This window comes from Variovorax saccharolyticus (assembly GCF_030316765.1).
GTDB lineage: Bacteria > Pseudomonadota > Gammaproteobacteria > Burkholderiales > Burkholderiaceae_C > Variovorax > Variovorax saccharolyticus.
Window position 1 is genome coordinate 34,001 of sequence record NZ_JASZYT010000014.1, and the last position, 14,499, is coordinate 48,499.

11 protein-coding genes and 1 pseudogene are annotated in these 14,499 nt (G+C 66.0%); 5 read left to right on the top strand and 7 right to left on the bottom strand.

Annotated elements, in window-relative coordinates:
* Positions 1-273, bottom strand: coding sequence for a helix-turn-helix domain-containing protein (locus QTI45_RS31455; RefSeq protein ID WP_286657148.1), 273 nt, complete (start codon positions 271-273; stop codon positions 1-3).
* A gap of 189 nt (positions 274-462) precedes the next feature.
* Here QTI45_RS31455 and QTI45_RS31460 point away from each other — a divergent pair, with 189 nt between their 5' ends.
* Complete coding sequence (locus QTI45_RS31460; protein ID WP_286657149.1) at positions 463-1,419, top strand: class I SAM-dependent methyltransferase; 957 nt, start codon at positions 463-465, stop codon at positions 1,417-1,419.
* Between the two features lie 90 nt (positions 1,420-1,509).
* The gene (locus QTI45_RS31465; RefSeq protein ID WP_286657150.1) at positions 1,510-2,565 is read left to right on the top strand and encodes a competence protein CoiA family protein; all 1,056 of its coding nucleotides are present in this window, start codon (positions 1,510-1,512) and stop codon (positions 2,563-2,565) included.
* On the opposite strand, the gene QTI45_RS31470 is transcribed toward QTI45_RS31465, so the two are convergent.
* The 5 genes and pseudogenes from QTI45_RS31470 to QTI45_RS31490 all read right to left on the bottom strand — a co-directional run bounded on the left by QTI45_RS31470 (position 2,487) and on the right by QTI45_RS31490 (position 6,342).
* Positions 2,487-3,410 (bottom strand): hypothetical protein, encoded by a 924-nt coding sequence (locus tag QTI45_RS31470; protein WP_286657151.1) that lies wholly within the window; start codon positions 3,408-3,410, stop codon positions 2,487-2,489. The two genes, QTI45_RS31465 and QTI45_RS31470, sit on opposite strands and share 79 nt — an antisense overlap.
* Positions 3,411-3,587: 177 nt before the next feature.
* Positions 3,588-4,232 (bottom strand): hypothetical protein, encoded by a 645-nt coding sequence (locus tag QTI45_RS31475; RefSeq protein ID WP_286657152.1) that lies wholly within the window; start codon positions 4,230-4,232, stop codon positions 3,588-3,590.
* An 89-nt stretch (positions 4,233-4,321) separates the two neighbouring features.
* Positions 4,322-5,350, bottom strand: a pseudogene (locus tag QTI45_RS31480) (ISKra4 family transposase); the annotation flags it as partial.
* 51 nt (positions 5,351-5,401) lie between these two features.
* Entirely contained in the window at positions 5,402-5,755 is a 354-nt protein-coding gene (locus tag QTI45_RS31485) for a hypothetical protein (RefSeq protein ID WP_286657153.1), read from the bottom strand.
* Positions 5,756-5,760: 5 nt separating this feature from the next.
* On the bottom strand, positions 5,761-6,342 hold the full coding sequence (locus tag QTI45_RS31490) for a plasmid pRiA4b ORF-3 family protein (RefSeq protein WP_286657154.1): 582 nt from the start codon (positions 6,340-6,342) through the stop codon (positions 5,761-5,763).
* A gap of 55 nt (positions 6,343-6,397) precedes the next feature.
* On the opposite strand from QTI45_RS31490, the gene QTI45_RS31495 reads away from it, so the two are divergent.
* The 3 genes from QTI45_RS31495 (at position 6,398) to QTI45_RS31505 (ending at position 10,105) form a co-directional block, all read left to right on the top strand.
* Positions 6,398-6,592 (top strand): hypothetical protein, encoded by a 195-nt coding sequence (locus QTI45_RS31495; protein ID WP_286657155.1) that lies wholly within the window; start codon positions 6,398-6,400, stop codon positions 6,590-6,592.
* A 131-nt stretch (positions 6,593-6,723) separates the two neighbouring features.
* The gene (locus tag QTI45_RS31500; RefSeq protein ID WP_286657156.1) at positions 6,724-8,088 is read left to right on the top strand and encodes a lipase/acyltransferase domain-containing protein; all 1,365 of its coding nucleotides are present in this window, start codon (positions 6,724-6,726) and stop codon (positions 8,086-8,088) included.
* Positions 8,089-8,095: 7 nt separating this feature from the next.
* On the top strand, positions 8,096-10,105 hold the full coding sequence (locus QTI45_RS31505; protein WP_286657157.1) for a CHAT domain-containing protein: 2,010 nt from the start codon (positions 8,096-8,098) through the stop codon (positions 10,103-10,105).
* Between the two features lies 1 nt (position 10,106).
* Here the strand turns inward: QTI45_RS31505 and QTI45_RS31510 are convergent, their stop codons facing one another.
* Positions 10,107-14,498 (bottom strand): CHAT domain-containing tetratricopeptide repeat protein, encoded by a 4,392-nt coding sequence (locus tag QTI45_RS31510; protein ID WP_286657158.1) that lies wholly within the window; start codon positions 14,496-14,498, stop codon positions 10,107-10,109.
* Position 14,499 lies beyond the last annotated feature (1 nt).

The window sequence follows — 14,499 nt, forward strand, 5'->3', positions numbered from 1 at the left end:
TTACCAGATCGGAGTGGGGTCGCCGGCGCTGGCCGACTGGGGAGCTGCGGGTGCTTCGTCCTTGCGCAGCACCAGCTCAACACCCAAGATGCTCAGCAGCTTCATCAGGCGGGCAGCGCTGACCTTCTCCGCGTTCCGCTCCAGTGCGGACATCGTCTGCTGGGTCACCCCCAGTCGAACGGCGGCCTCGGCCTGAGTCATGCCGCTCTGCTTGCGAAACGCCTGGAGGAGGCCGGGCAACTGCTCGGGCGTGCGAACGACGAAGTCAGGCATACAAGGTTTGAGCTGTTTTTTGCGATTACAAACTATAGGCTGTTCTGCAGAAATACGCAACGCAGTTTGTTTTTCATGTTTACAGCCTCCAGTTTGTACCGGATCGCAAGTGCGTAGCGGCCCAAAGTGGGATGGCCGCGATCCACCGTGCCTTGCGCGAATGCATTCGACCTTGCTATTTTGATTTGCATGTATCTCGCATCCGACGCCGCCGACGTTCCAGCCCTTGCATCATCCGGCAGCAGCAGCGCCACCACCGTGGAGCTGTTCCCAGAGGGTGAAGTCAACATCCTGGCCGGCGAAGACTGCTTCGCCGATGCGCTCAATGCAGTCGTCCGTTCCACGGCCGAACAACGAGGCCAAGCCCGCGGCGACGCCATGCGTCAGCAGGGCACCTTTCGGCCTCGCATCAAGCCGATCTCGCTACCGCGCACGAGTCCGAAGTGCCGCACACCCAAGGGCATGCCCTTCATATCGACAGCGACCGCCGGCGCTCTACTCGCGTCGTGGAAGGCCGAGGCGGCCCGCCAGGGGCGCGGCGAGATCGGGGGACGCAACGCGCACCGAACCGTCATCAGCCTCTTCGACGCATCAGGCGTGCTCGCGCAGCCCTGGGTGGACGCGGGCTACAGCGTGGTCACTTACGACCTCCAGACCGGGGGGGACATCAGCCTGTTCGACGCGGAGAACTTGCTCGAGCAGCACGGAAACGACGACGTCTGGGCCATCCTTGCTCAGCCCCCGTGCACTGACTTCGCAAGCAGCGGCGCGCAATGGTGGAGGGTGAAGGACGCGGACGGCCGCACGGCGGCAAGCAACGAACTCGTCCGCCAGACCCTACGCACGATCGAGCTGTTCCGGCCGCCTGTCTGGGTGATGGAGAACCCGGTGAGACGTATTCGGAAGCAGAACAAGCTCCCCGCGCCCCTGCTGAAATTCGATCCCTGGCACTTCGGTGACAACTACACCAAGCGCACTGAGCTCTACGGCAACTTCCGCAATGAGCTGCCGATCGCACCGGTGGAGCCCATCGAGGGATCGAAGATGCACAGACTGTCGAGCAGCGCCAAGTTCGAGCGCAGCCTGACGCCCGAGGGCTTCGCCTATGCCCTGGGGGAACCGCCGCCTCCTCCGCAGCCCGGCTGAGCGTCTAGCATGCGACTTGGGGCCGCGAAACTGCGGAGGCAGTTTGTTGCAGCCCTCTCGCGTGCAAACTGGACCTATGAGACGCCCCAAATGAACTCCCTGTCCATCTTCGCTGGACTTGATGCCGACGGCGTGATCCGCTTCGTGGGCGATGTACCACGCGGGGCCGAGTGCGGCTGCCGCTGCGTTGCCTGCGGGTCTCCCTTGGTGGCGAAACAAGGCGATGTGCGCAGGTGGTACTTCGCCCACGAAGCCAGCCAGGAACGTCCCGACTGCTTCGCCGGCGCCGTCAACCTGCTCAGGCGCATTGCAATCGAGCGGCTCCAGCAACGGGTCTTTCCCACGCTGCCGGTCTACAGGGCGACCGTGAGCACACGTCCTCCGCTACCGCAGTTGCAGGAGACCGTCACCTGGCAAGCCGGGGAAGGAAGGGTTGAGATGTGGGAGCCGCGCTTCCTGCAGCATGCCCCGGTCGGGCTCCTGCGCCTTTCAAGCGGGACCGCTGTGCGCCTCTACGTCGAGGTGGATTCGGTCTCGACGGCCAACTTGAGGCCGGCCCCATCGCATGAGGGCATGCTTCTCGTCAACGTCCCTCTTCCGCCAGGCGCGGAGGCCCTGAAGGACCTGTCGTCTGCCGTTCAACACATCGACGCCGCTGCAACGCTCGAATGGATTCGCCTGCCAGATGCGAACTCCAAGATCTCGGAGGTCAGCGAGCAGGTGAAGGAGCGGGCTAAGCGCCTTCAACACGAACGCGCGCAGTTTGCGGCGCGGCCCACGCAGTGGACGGACATGCCGCCTCCTCCACAGGGCTCCCCGTCGCCACCAGCCGAGGAGGTCGATGAATCCCCATGGGCTGCTTGGAGGAAGCCACGGTCGGCCTTCGTCCACTACGGCCTGCGGGACGGATCGGCCTGGGTCATGTTCACCCACGGGGACGGTCGTCACGTCATGGCGCCGTGGCCAAGCCCCGGGGAAGGCTGGGACGAGGAGCTGCCGGCGCGGCTCGGCGAGCCCGACCTTCAGCTTGGCGTCTACGTGCTCAAGGACCAGACCCAAGCCATGATCTACCTAGGGCAAATGCGCCCGAAGGTCCGGAGCGCAAGCAACTGGGCGGAGCTTGTTTCTATCGGTCCGGCCGCATAGCGCGCCTTGCTCAGCCCTTTTGAGGGGTAGCCGCCGGCGATGAGCCGCCCCGCAGCCGATCCATCAGCACCGCCGTCGACTCGCCGGCGTGCTCCACCTGGCGAACGCGGTCGTTGATGGCGCTCAGCAGCTCGTGCTCGCCGCAGACCAACGCGGCGCCTGACCACGGGCCGCCGTCGGTCATCTCGCCTGGGAAAGACAGGTTCCAGTAGGGCCACCCTACGGGCATGACCTTCGATGTTGTAGGCGTCGGCCAGCGCGAACGCAGGGATCCACTCCGGCATGTCGCGCGTGATCTTCTTGAGGGTCTTGACGCCGCGCTCCCGCACCAGCACCGAAAGCTCGGTTAGGTCCGGGCACCGGACCCGCGCGGCACCGCAGGACATGCGCAGCTGGTCGGGATTCGCCGGCGGCCGGGGCTGCGAGGGCGCGCGACCTTTGACGATCTTGTCTTTCAGCCCCGTCACCGCCTGGGCGAGCGGCAGCAGTTCCTGCAACACGGCGCGCATCGCGTCGACGGCGGGCCCTTCGGCCTTCGTAGCTGCCACGCGCTTCGCCGCGGCGTGCACGCCGTGCAGCCCGTAGACGTTCACCTTGTAGTAGAGATCCTGAAGCTCGTCGGTCATGCTGCCGCTGCGCCACGACTCGCCCGAGAAGTGCCGATCGTTGACGTACCGACCCCATGCTTCATGTACCGCGTTCGAGAGGACCGACTTCGCCTCCTGGAGAGCCACGTTGCGGATCTCGTCGGCCCAGACGGCCTGAGCGATGGTGGGCAGGGCGGCATCGAGCCTGGACGGGCTGCGCGCGGCGGCGCGAAGGAGGGGGAAGTCGTTCGGGTCCATGCGGGAACTGAAGCACCGCCTTCGAATTTTTTGACGAATGTTTGCTCGCGCGCTCCGGTCACCGCGCCATTCAGGGCTCCTGTTACGACTTCAAGCTTTGCTGGATGATCTGCTCCACCGCAGAGCGGTCACGCGGCGTTGGCATGTCGAATTGAGGGGTTCCTAAACATGCGATCGTCACTTTTTGGCTAAGAGAAGGCCCAGCAAGGTCCCAGCCACGGAGAAAGCGGCGAAGTAGTAAGGAATGTTGAAGCTGGAAAGGTCGTCGCGCATCACGAATAACCCGGTAGCCCAAGCAGAAACTAGACCGACGAGGGCAATCGCGACAATCTGACGATCCCGCGCTAGTCGAATGCAATATCCGTAGGCAAGTGATGCAAGTACAAACCATGCCTTGAGGCTGCCTTCAGCTTCCAACATTCCAGTGACAAGCTGAGTCAACGTCATCGCCCCGATGGCGGCAAGTACTCCGCCGATGTAGGCAATGGGCGTGGAACGCTCTGGCGCGATCATCCAGCGAACCAGGGACGACCAAGCAGCGATGACGATCACTGCCACAAGGAATGCGACAAAGATGGCAAGCGTTCCGACAATTCCAAACTCACCTACCATGTGCCCAACGGCATGGAGACCATTTGCAATATCATGGGCGGTCATCGTCAATTGGGTCGCTAGCGTGTCGTGCAGGAGCCGACTGCGCACGGTACTACCGGTAGCCTTCATGAGCGCGGCCGAGCTCGTCAGCGTGTCGCAGGCGGCAGACGGCGGGGCAAATTTTGCTGCCAGGAAAGCACGCCCCCCGCGGAGAGTGACGATCCTCATGCACGAATCATGGCGGAAATGGGCCTCGGGGGGCCAGAGTGCCCCTCGCGAAACAGCACCAGGCGAGACTGGAAATCGCATGCAGCGGGTCACCGCAACCGGCGACTCCGCGCGTGTCGCTGCCGGGGGCGCCTGATCCTGAGCGCCGAGGCGCGGGACCACCTCTCGGAGGACGCTCGTAATTCATCATTCAGGACCTGGGTGCGAACCTGGAGCAGCAGATGTGCTCCGCGCGGCGTCCAGCGCATCTGCTGCTTCTTCACGAACCGCTTGGAGATCACCTGGTTGACCGCGGACTCGACAAAGCCGGTGGAGATCCGTTCCCCGCATCGGAACCTCTCCCCGCAGTTGACGATAGCGCCGGCATTGTTGTCGACGTAGGTCGCGAATTCATCCAGCGCCCGTTCAAGCTTCTTGAGCACGACCGAACTCGGCAGGCCCGCTTTGCGCTGCTCCTCGCGTACATCTGCGATGTCCTCAAGCAGGTTGTACAAGGTTTCGTCGGCGCGAAACACGTTTCCGTGCCACAGGAACCATTTGACGCGCTCAATGCTTTTAAGGAGCTCTTCCTTCTCTGCGCCTTGCACCCCTCGTGTTGTCTGCAGGAGCTGTTCGATGCGCATGGCGACATGGAACCAATCCAGGATGTGCTCGGATCGCGGGTGCACGAACGCGCCGAGTTCGCGCACCGTGTCGCCGCCGTCACAAAGGAAGGTGATGTGTTGACGAGGGAGAATGCCTTGCGACTCAAGCACGGCGCGCAACCGCCGCTTGGGTTTGCGGTCTACTCGATGAACGAAGGCGAAGACCTTGGCCACACCCTCTTGCGGAATGCTCTTTCCGGCGATGACTTCGAAACAACCGTTGGCGCCAGGCAGGCGGTCTCGGCCTCGGATGTAGCCTCCATCCAGCCCCACCGTGATCGGAGCGGCAGGCTCCGGCGAAGCTTCGATCTCGCGCTGGGGGCCGCCGTCGTGAGCGAACTGCTTCGGGCCGAGCTGCGCCTCGAGACGCTCTGCGGTGGCCATGACGTGCTGGCGGATAGTCTCTTGATGCAATCCATGTTCGATCGGCAGCACCTCCTGCAGCAGCGCCCTGACGGCCGCGAAGGAGACTTTCGCCGCCCACTTGGGCTTCCAGGTACGCCAGTTCCGGCGACGTGTGCACCGTCAGGAGGTCGCTCGCGGGCAGAACGTGGCTTCCCGGCATTGCTCGCAGCGGCAGCGATGCCAACGGGGACTGCGCAGGGCGATGTCCCCGTTGGCAGTGCGAAAACGCAGCGGGTGGTAGCCCTTGATCGCCCGCGGCCTGCCGCAGTGCGCACAGCCCCTGCGGTCTGCCAGGTAGCGCTCCAGCTGCTGGCGCACAAGCGTTTGCTGGAGCTTGCCGAGATTGGACTTGGCGTCACCGAGGCCGAGTCCGACATCCTGCAGCAGATCACATGGATGATCGATGGTGTGAAGGGGCACGGTGACAGGGCGCGACTCGGCCCCCTCAATGCGAATCTGAACGATGACTCTCATGGGGCTCACCTTTCCTGAGATCGCGCAGCCAAAGCGGCGAGCCTTCGGTTGACGGCGCGCCGATCGAAGCGGTCGGGGTGGTAGTGGCGCAAGACGTCCCATTCCTCGTCTTCTACCCCGTCGAGAAGATCCTCGAACTCGTGCCGGGACCAGCTCTCGCCGATCAAGATGTACTCGAACCGAGTGGCCATGAGCGCATGCGGACCGCCGCAATCCTCTGGGGGTGCGGCGCGCCGGCCTTCGATGCACACCGGATAAACCCGGTTCGGGTCCAGAGGGTGCACCCACAAATCGCCGAAGTCGTACTCGTAGGTGAATCGCTCAAGGCGCCGCAGCTTCAGTTGGCCGATCAGGGCTTCGTGTGCGTCGGTGTCGAAGAAGATACCGCCCTCCTGGTGGACTCCGTACTCGCGACCTCGAATCTCGAAACGGTGCAGGTGCATGTCCTGCCAGCCGAACGCGACCTGCAGGATCTGATGAAGCCGGGCGACGCTCGTATCGCCTCGCAGCAGAAGGCGCCGCCAGATCAGCGGGCTGATGCTCCGCAGCACTGCGCGCAGCTGCAGGACCTCCTGCCCGGAAGACACCCCAGTTTCCATTCCCGAAGCTTACTTTGCTGCACTGCACACCCCCAGGAAATGGATGGACTCCATCTTCCGCATTGCCCTGGTGGCGCAGCCGCGTTGCCACGCCAGCCAACCACTCGCTCGTTCGCAGATCCAGCGGTTCGGGATGGCAGTCGACGATCCGGCGTCGGAGCGCCGGCGCGTTCGCCAAGCTGAATTGGAGGAAGGCTTTCATTCGGTCGGAATCCGTCTCGGGATTGCTCCTGACTGAGAAGGAGCGCTGCAGCGACGCGGCTCGAACCGATTCGCAGGGCCCTCCGTTTCGGCTTGCTACGCTCCGGTGGCCTCATCCATAATCGTTGAATCCTTGCCGTCGGAGACGACATGCCTGATAGAGAAAAGATGTCCGATGTGATCGTGCTCCTGCCAGGCATTACGGGGAGCGTGCTGCAGAACGGGGATGGCAAGGTCGTCTGGGGCTACTCGGCCGGAACCATCGCGAAGGCACTCTTCTCCGGGGCGGCGACGATCCGGCGCGAACTGGCACTTCCGCATGACGACCCGGAGGTCGACGATCTGGGCGACGGCATCCATGCCAGCGGCCTGATGCCCGATTTGCATCTGCTCGCGGGGCTGTGGAAGATCGACGGCTACACGGCGATCGTCGACATGCTGCTGGCGAACTTCGATCTGACCGAGGGCAAGAACTTCTTCCGGTTTCCGTACGACTGGCGGCGCGACAACCGGGTCGCTGCGCGCAAGCTCGCGCGGTCGACGCACGGCTGGCTGAAGTCCCGGCGCGAGGCCGGGCATCCCAACGCGAAACTGATCCTGCTCGCGCATTCGATGGGCGGGCTGGTAAGCCGCTGGTTCATCGAAAACATGGAAGGCTGGCGAGACACGCGGGCCTTGATCACGTTCGGCACGCCGTATCGCGGTTCGTTGAACGCGCTGGACAATCTGGCCAACGGCATGAAGAAGGGCCCGATGGACCTGACGCCGCTGGTTCGCGAGTTCACGTCCGTCTACCAGTTGCTGCCGGTGTTCGAATGCTGGGACAACGGCAGTGGTCAACTGGCGCGGGTCGGAGAAGTCAGTGGAATTCCGAGCGTTGATGCGGCGCGAGCGGCGGAAGCGCTGAAGTTTCATCGCGCGATCGAATCCGCCGTGAAGTCGAACAGGGAACTGGATGCGTTCAACGCCGGCGGGTATCAGACCATCCCGATTGTCGGGACAGCCCAGAAGACGTTCCTGTCGGCGACGGCCAACGGCGCCGGCGGCGTGACGTTGAGCGAGCTCCACAAAGGGCAGCTTTTGGGCGGCGACGGAACCGTGCCGAGGGTGTCGGCGATTCCGGGCGAGATGAGCGGCCCCGCGATTCCCGCTATGTATGCCGCGACGCAGCATGGCTCGCTGCAGAACGCCGAGGCGGTGCTGGCACATCTGAAGGGTGTGTTGACGGGCACCACGATCGACTTGGGCGGTTTCCTCAAACCCAAGACCCAGGTCGCGCTCGAGGTCGAGGACATCGTCGAGCAAGGCTTGCCGGTCACGGTGCGGGTTCGGCCGGTGCGCACCGATGTGGCGTTCGAGCTCGTGTTGCGTGGAACTGCAGGCGAGCAGCGCGCCAAGGCGCGGATCGGCCGCGACGGTTGGTTCGATGCGGAGTTCGCGCCGCCGCCCCCTGGTGTCTACCGCGTGAGCGTGGTCGGACCGGCGGTCGAAGCCGCCGAAGACAGCTTCGTCGTGGCTGCGGCCGAGGGCTGAGATGGCGGTGGCAGATTCGATCAACTGGTCGGTCGCACCGAAGGTCATCACCGCAAGCGCAAGGGGCTCGCTCGCCAGCTTGCTCGAGCGCATCGCCGCCGAGTGTCCCGATTGGGTCGTGATCGTGCGCGTGCACCCCGCGTCCGGGCTGACCTACCACTACGCGTGGCGAGTTGCGGAGATTCGGCACGTGGCCGACGGGCTGTCGGCACAGCAATGCCAACGCGATCTCGAAGCAAGCCTCCAGCTGCACGAGCGCGGCTCGAGTCGGCGCTCGCGCGGCAGGCGCATCGAGCCCTTGCCGGCAGGCGTGTCGGAGGAAAGGGCCGCGCGCACCGTCGACCTGGATGCCGACGGACAAGTGGTGGCGATCGGCGAGCCGGCGACCACGATGTCGGGGCCTTCGACGGGACGGTCGGGAACGCGCGGCGGATTTGCGATGCGCGAGAACTTCCCGGGGGCGAGCGTCGACGCGGCAGCAAGTCCGGTCCCGACGCCGGCGACCATCGGGACCACGATCTCGGCTCAAGCGCCGGCTGAGGTGCAGCTGCAGCAGTTGCAGCTGATCGAGTTCCGGATCGAGGTACGGGATACGGACGCGAAGCCGCTTCCGATGCGTGTTTCCGCGCAGGTGCAGCCCGACAAGCCGATCGTGGTCGACCTGTCCGTGGCGCGCCCGCTTCTCGCCGTGGTCGGGCCGAGTCAGCAGGTGGTGCCGCCGCCGTTGCCGGGTCAGCCCCGGGTCGGGTTCTTTCAGGTGTCGGGACAGGCGGTCGGCCTGGTCCAGTTGTCGCTGACATTCAGGCAGGGCGCGAGCGAGCTGGGCAGCATCGGCCTGGCGGTCGACGTGGTCGCAGCCGGCGCATCGAGCGCCCAGGTGTCGGCGCACGGGCAGGTCTCCACGCCCGATGCGAGCGACGACGACATGCTGCAGTTGCTGATCGAGCAGCGTCTGGTGGATGGCAAGCTGCGATACGAATACAAGCTCTACAGCGAAGCGCTGGGGTTCAACTTCCTGACCTTGCAGAGCAACGCGCTGCTCGATCGCGGCGAGGGCGAGGCGAAAACACTGCTTGACTACGTGGACCGGATCTACGAGCGCACGACGGCCGAGGTGCGCAGCGTCAAGGACCTCGAGGAGCTGCAGCGCAAACTGCGCGCGCTTGGCGGCAGCCTGAGCCTTGACCTGTTCGACAAGGATGTGGCGCGTGCGCTGTGGCCCTTGCGAGCGCGGATCGGGTTGATTCGAATCACCTCTTGGGAGCCGTACATTCCGTGGGAATTGCTGCGCCTGCACGATCCGGACCGGACGGGTGAATTCGACGAGCGCTTCCTGGCTGAGTACGGATTGATCCGATCGCAACACGGCGCGGCACCGGCGCGAGAATTTGCGTTGAAAGACTGGTGCTGGATGGCGGCGGAGTTTCCGCTGGGCACCCACCTGCCCGCCGGTGACACCAGCTGGTTCAGCGACACATTGCCGCAGGTCCACGGACTGTCGTCGATCAAGGTGGCTGCCGACGCCTCCGCATTGCTGAAGGTCCTGCACGACGGGGCGTTCGATGTCCTTCACCTCGCCTGCCACGCGGAGGCCGCGCAGAACAAGATTGACCGTGCGACCCTGATCATCGGCGACCGTGCATACGAATCGGGCGCGCCCGAGCTGATCCAACTGGCGCCGGAGGACGTCAAGACCGAGGCGCGCTTGAGCGGTCGGCGTCCGCTCGTGTTCCTCAACGCTTGCGAGTCGGGGCGGCTTGCGCCGGACCTGACCGCCTGGGGCGGCTGGCCCGAAGTCTTCCTCAAGGCCGGGGCGGGCGCGTTCGTCGGGACCTCTTGGGCCGTACGCGACAAGCCGGCCACGGTGTTCGCGCGCACGTTCTACGAGGCGCTGCTCGCCGGAAAGCGGCTGCATCAGGCGGCTGACGACGCGCGTGCGGCCGCACGCGCGCTCGGGGACTCCTCATGGCTCGCGTTCAAGGTGTACGGGCATCCGTTCGCGACGCGTGCGCCGTGATTCACGGCGCGTCGGGAAAACCGGTCAGGTAGAACGCGGCCCAATGAACCGAATCGGCAAACGGGCGATTGGCGGCCGGGACCTGTCGCAGTCGCTCCCTGCCCAGCTCGATCGTCGGCTCGTCGATGCCGCGTGCGCACCATTCGTCAAGGCGCGCATCAAGTTCGGCGCGGTCGGCGCGGCGAAGCCACCGTGCCGCATGAGCGATCGCACCGGACCAAGGCAGGTCGCCTCCCATCCACCGTGCCATTGCTTCATCCACGAACAGACAGGCGGCAAGGTCGTCCACCCGCCACATCGTCGCCAGGACGCCGCGGCAACCGGCTGCCAGCAGGGCGCCGGGAAGGCCGATCGCATCGTCGAGCTCGTCGGCATCTTCAGTGCGGCCAGACTCGCAGGATGACAGGATTGCGAGCCGGCATCGGATGTCGGCAAGGTCGATCACGCGGCGCACACTGAGTTCGCTGCCGGTTCCGGCGGGATCGGGCGCGCAGTGCAAGCGCGATTGCAGGGGATCCAGCGGCTCGAAGCTGCCGTGCCCGCAGAAGTGCACCAACTCGGTGTCGACGAAGAGCGACAGCGCCGCATCGGGGGTCGCTTCGCTCTCGCTTCTCGCGCTGATCCGGCTGCCGGACATGTGCCCTGCAGCGAGCGCGGCCTCGGCCGCCGCAAACGGCAGATCGCCGTTCGGATCGATGGCCTGGCCAAGTGTGGCGCTACGGCTGATCGGGTCGCTCCGGCTCGCTCGGTCGAGCAGACGTAGCGAGGGGGCGTAGCGCAGCTCCCATCGGTCTTGGGCCGTCGCGTGGTCGTCAAGACGGGCAGCGTGCAACGGGAGCATGTTGAAGCCCGCGCCGGGCGAGAGGATCAATCGGCGTGTCCGACCGCCGAGTAGGCCCCCGATCTCGGGCCACAACAGCGCTCCCAGTACTTGGGCGCAGTGGGCCAGGGCCGGCTGCAACTGCTCGGCGTGGCTGCCGCGCAATGCTTGAAGGATGCCGGTGTCGCCGTAGAGAATCTCCGCCACATGTTCCCTGCGCAGGCGGTCGCTGACCATGCCGACGCTCCAGGCGACGCCCCTTTCGTCGCGGCCGGCGCAGGTGATCAGCGTGTCCGGGTTGCCGAGGCCGAGGTAGACGACGGCATGCCCGGGCGGGATGGCGCGAGCGAGTGTCGCGAAGTCCTCCAGCCCGGCATCGGGCGCAGGCGGCGCTGGCGGCAGCAATCGGGCCAGCGAGTCGCGGGTTGCGAGCGAAACGGCGAGTTGCTCACGCAGGACGGTGTCCTCGCGCATGGCGCCGACGCGGCGCCGACGCTGCAGCCGGTCGATCTGGTCGAGCACGACCTCCCAGCGTTGCACGATCGCGGGCGACGCCGACGCGAGTTGCTGCCGGCGCTGGGTAATCACGGCGTCGTAGTAGCGGCCACGGCCGGCTTCGATGAAGCCGATCGCGCTGGCCGCATCGTTTGCCAGCAGAGCGTCTTCGACGGCCTGGCCGAACAGCGCCTGATACCGCAGCGAGCGGCGTCGGTGTTCGCTCGGCGATTCGTTTCGCAGCGCGTCTCGGCGCTGGCGAAAACCCTCGCGATAGATCTCGCGAGCGGTGCGCCAGTCGTTCAGTCGCGCCTTCAGGCGGGCCCGCACGCCGGCCAGCATCGACGCCAGGTCGCCAAGGTCGTGCGCGTCGATGAGGGCGCGGGCTGCTTCGATCTGGGCCGCCGCGCGATCGTTCTCGCGCAGCTGGAAGTAGGTCGTTGCGAGGTTGATGCGGTCGATCGCTTCGTCTTTCCATGCCGTCGCACCCTGGTGCAAGTCGATGGCGCGGCACTGCAGGTCGGCGGCGGCGGCAAATGCGCCATGTGAAACCCTCAGATGGGCGAGCAGGTCGAGCGCGTGGGCCTCGGCCTTGACCAACCCGTGCTGGCGTGCCAGGCCGGCCGCCTCGAGGTACAGCGCCTCAGCCCGCGCGTCGTCGTGCCGGGCCTTTGCGACATCGGCCAGTCCGAGCAAGGCAGGTGCTTCATCGGGGGCGCTGCCGCTGCTGCGGGCGATCTGACGCGCCGCCGCGAACATCGCTTCGGCGGCGTCGTGTTCGCCGATCGCGGCGTAGGCCATGCCGAGGTTCGACGCGATGGCGCGCTCGTGCCCCGACCGGCCGGCCGCGCGAGCGCTCGCCAGAGCAGTTTCAAGCAGCGCGATGCCGGCATCGGTTGCGCCGGATTCGACTTCGGCCCAGCCCAGCGCATTGCCGAGTTCGGGGCCGAGTTCGACGCCAGAGGCGAGTTGCCGAGCTTCGTGCAGATCGGCGCCGGCCTCGTCGTGGCGGCGCAGCGCCTGAAACGCCTGCGCCCGCGCAACCAGGAGACGGACGAGTTCGGTGCCGCCTGCGCTGCGCTGCTCCTCGATCAGCCGTGCATAGGGAGCAAGTGCCTGCTCGGGTCGACCGGCGGCGACGTTCGCATAGGCCAGCGAGAACTCGGCAAGCGGTCTGCGCTCGATGGCCAAGGATTCGCCGAACGCGGCCAGCGCGCGATCGACTCGGTCGGTGTCGATGCACAGCTGTCCCAGGTGCAGCAACGAGGTCGCCAGCAATGTGCTGCGCCCGTGTTGCCGCGCGAGCTTCACTGCCCGCTCGGCGTGGGCGATGCCCGCGGTCTGCGGGCTGACGTCGGGGCTCGCCAAGTACTGAAGCGCACGGATCTGCTCGTCAACGTCGCCGAGTTCTTCGAACTGCCGCAACGCCGTCAGCATCTCGGCCCGGCAACCGGCCAGGTCGCGTGCGTCGAACAACAGGCGAGCCAGGTTGGCATGCGCCTGCGGCTCGCGCCAGTAGGCCGGCTGGCCGGACAAGCGGCGCAAGCCCTCGCGGTAGCGTTCGATGGCCTCGTGCCGGTCGGCACGCAATGCGAGCGCTTGGGCGGCGTTGAACCAACGGTCGGGGTCGAACGCTGGCTCCTCGAACACCGCAGTGTCGATCTGTCCCAGAGCGTTCAGCACTGCCACCATGTTCTCTTCGGTGGCGCGCAGGCCCTCGAGGTCGTGCGCCGCCCGCTGTCTGGAGGCCAGCGCCTCGTAGGCCTGCAATTGACGCTGTGGCCCATCGTTCCTGCGGGCGTTGATCTGGGTGCCCTCGGCCCTCAGGGAGAGTTCGACGTCCCCGACTTGGTCGGCTAGTTCGCGCGCGTCGGTCGCGAGCTTCAACGCAAGATCGAATTCGTGCCGCTCCAAGCGCCACTCCGAAAGCCGGATGAGGAGGTCGGCGCGCAGCGCGTCGTCCACGCCGGCCGGCAGGCGGCGCTCGGCGATCAGCAGGATATCGGAGGCCTTCGCGGGCTTGCCGCTCCGGCGATAGCAATATGCCGCCAGCCGAGCGCAACGCGCTGCCAGCTGCACGTCCCTGGCAACGCGTGCGACCAGGTCGAGCAGGCCCGGCAAGTACCTCGCATCGCGCAAGCCCGGCACGACGAGGAGGAAGCATAGGTCGTCGTCACCGACACCACAGGTGGCGGCAGCTTCGGTGGCCTCCGGCACGCCGATGCGTCCCCTGCCCAGCAGCTCGGCAAGCAGGAGGATCGCGGCCGGCCCACCGCGGGTCGGATGACTGGCATCGCGCTGTACCGAGGCAGTGGCGTCGGCGGCCTTTTTGTCGTCCCACCCGAATTGAGCCTGTGCGGCGAGCACTGGTTCGGCCATCGCGGGGTCGGGGGGCGCGGGACTGGTGTCGTGCCGGCGCCGCCAGCGAGCCAGCAGCTCGTCGAACTCGGGTGCTTCCAGGGCCAGCATCGAGGGCAGTTCGAGCGAGACGGTGCCAGACGTTGGGTCGGGGCGCGGCGGAAGGCGCGAGGCGAGGCTCGGATCGATTAGTGTCGCGAGGCGCTTCGCGAGGTCCGCGTGCCCCGCCTCGAGAGCAGCATGCGCGGCTTCCGCCAGCACGGTTTCGAGGTGCTTGCGCATCTCGGCGCTGCGTTCGGGCTTGCGCCGGGCGTGCTCGTCCAGTGCGATCAGTGCGTCGGCCAATGCCCCCGCTGCAGCGTCGCTGTCGTGAAAGCCCTTCCACCAGACGATGCCAAGGTGGAGCCGTGCCAGCACGCGGTGTTCGATCGCCGCACGCTCGGTCAACTCGACGGCGCGGCGGGCATGCTCGAGTGCCGGCGCGAGATCGCCCTTCTTGAGCAGCGCAGGCACGAAGTTGAGCAACAGTACTGATTCGTTGCGGGCATTGGCCACACGGCGGACTGCCGCGGTGGCGTGCTCGAACAGGTCGAATGCGTCCGAGTCGCCGTTGGCCAGCGCGAGAATCGCCATGTTGTTGAGCGCAGTCGCTTCGGCGCGCGCGTCGCCCTCGGCGACCGCTTGCCGGAGCACCTGCAGTGCTTCGTCCCGGGTTTGCATG

Excerpts from the sequence above, each read along its gene's own strand:
- QTI45_RS31495 (WP_286657155.1), top strand. The coding sequence starts at position 6,398 with ATGGACTCCATCTTCCGCATTGCCCTGGTGGCGCAGCCGCGTTGCCAC.
- QTI45_RS31485 (WP_286657153.1), bottom strand. The coding sequence starts at position 5,755 with ATGAGAGTCATCGTTCAGATTCGCATTGAGGGGGCCGAGTCGCGCCCT.
- QTI45_RS31500 (WP_286657156.1), top strand. The coding sequence starts at position 6,724 with ATGTCCGATGTGATCGTGCTCCTGCCAGGCATTACGGGGAGCGTGCTG.
- QTI45_RS31470 (WP_286657151.1), bottom strand. The coding sequence starts at position 3,410 with ATGGACCCGAACGACTTCCCCCTCCTTCGCGCCGCCGCGCGCAGCCCG.
- QTI45_RS31460 (WP_286657149.1), top strand. The coding sequence starts at position 463 with ATGTATCTCGCATCCGACGCCGCCGACGTTCCAGCCCTTGCATCATCC.
- QTI45_RS31510 (WP_286657158.1), bottom strand. The coding sequence starts at position 14,498 with ATGCAAACCCGGGACGAAGCACTGCAGGTGCTCCGGCAAGCGGTCGCC.
- QTI45_RS31475 (WP_286657152.1), bottom strand. The coding sequence starts at position 4,232 with ATGAGGATCGTCACTCTCCGCGGGGGGCGTGCTTTCCTGGCAGCAAAA.
- QTI45_RS31455 (WP_286657148.1), bottom strand. The coding sequence starts at position 273 with ATGCCTGACTTCGTCGTTCGCACGCCCGAGCAGTTGCCCGGCCTCCTC.
- QTI45_RS31465 (WP_286657150.1), top strand. The coding sequence starts at position 1,510 with ATGAACTCCCTGTCCATCTTCGCTGGACTTGATGCCGACGGCGTGATC.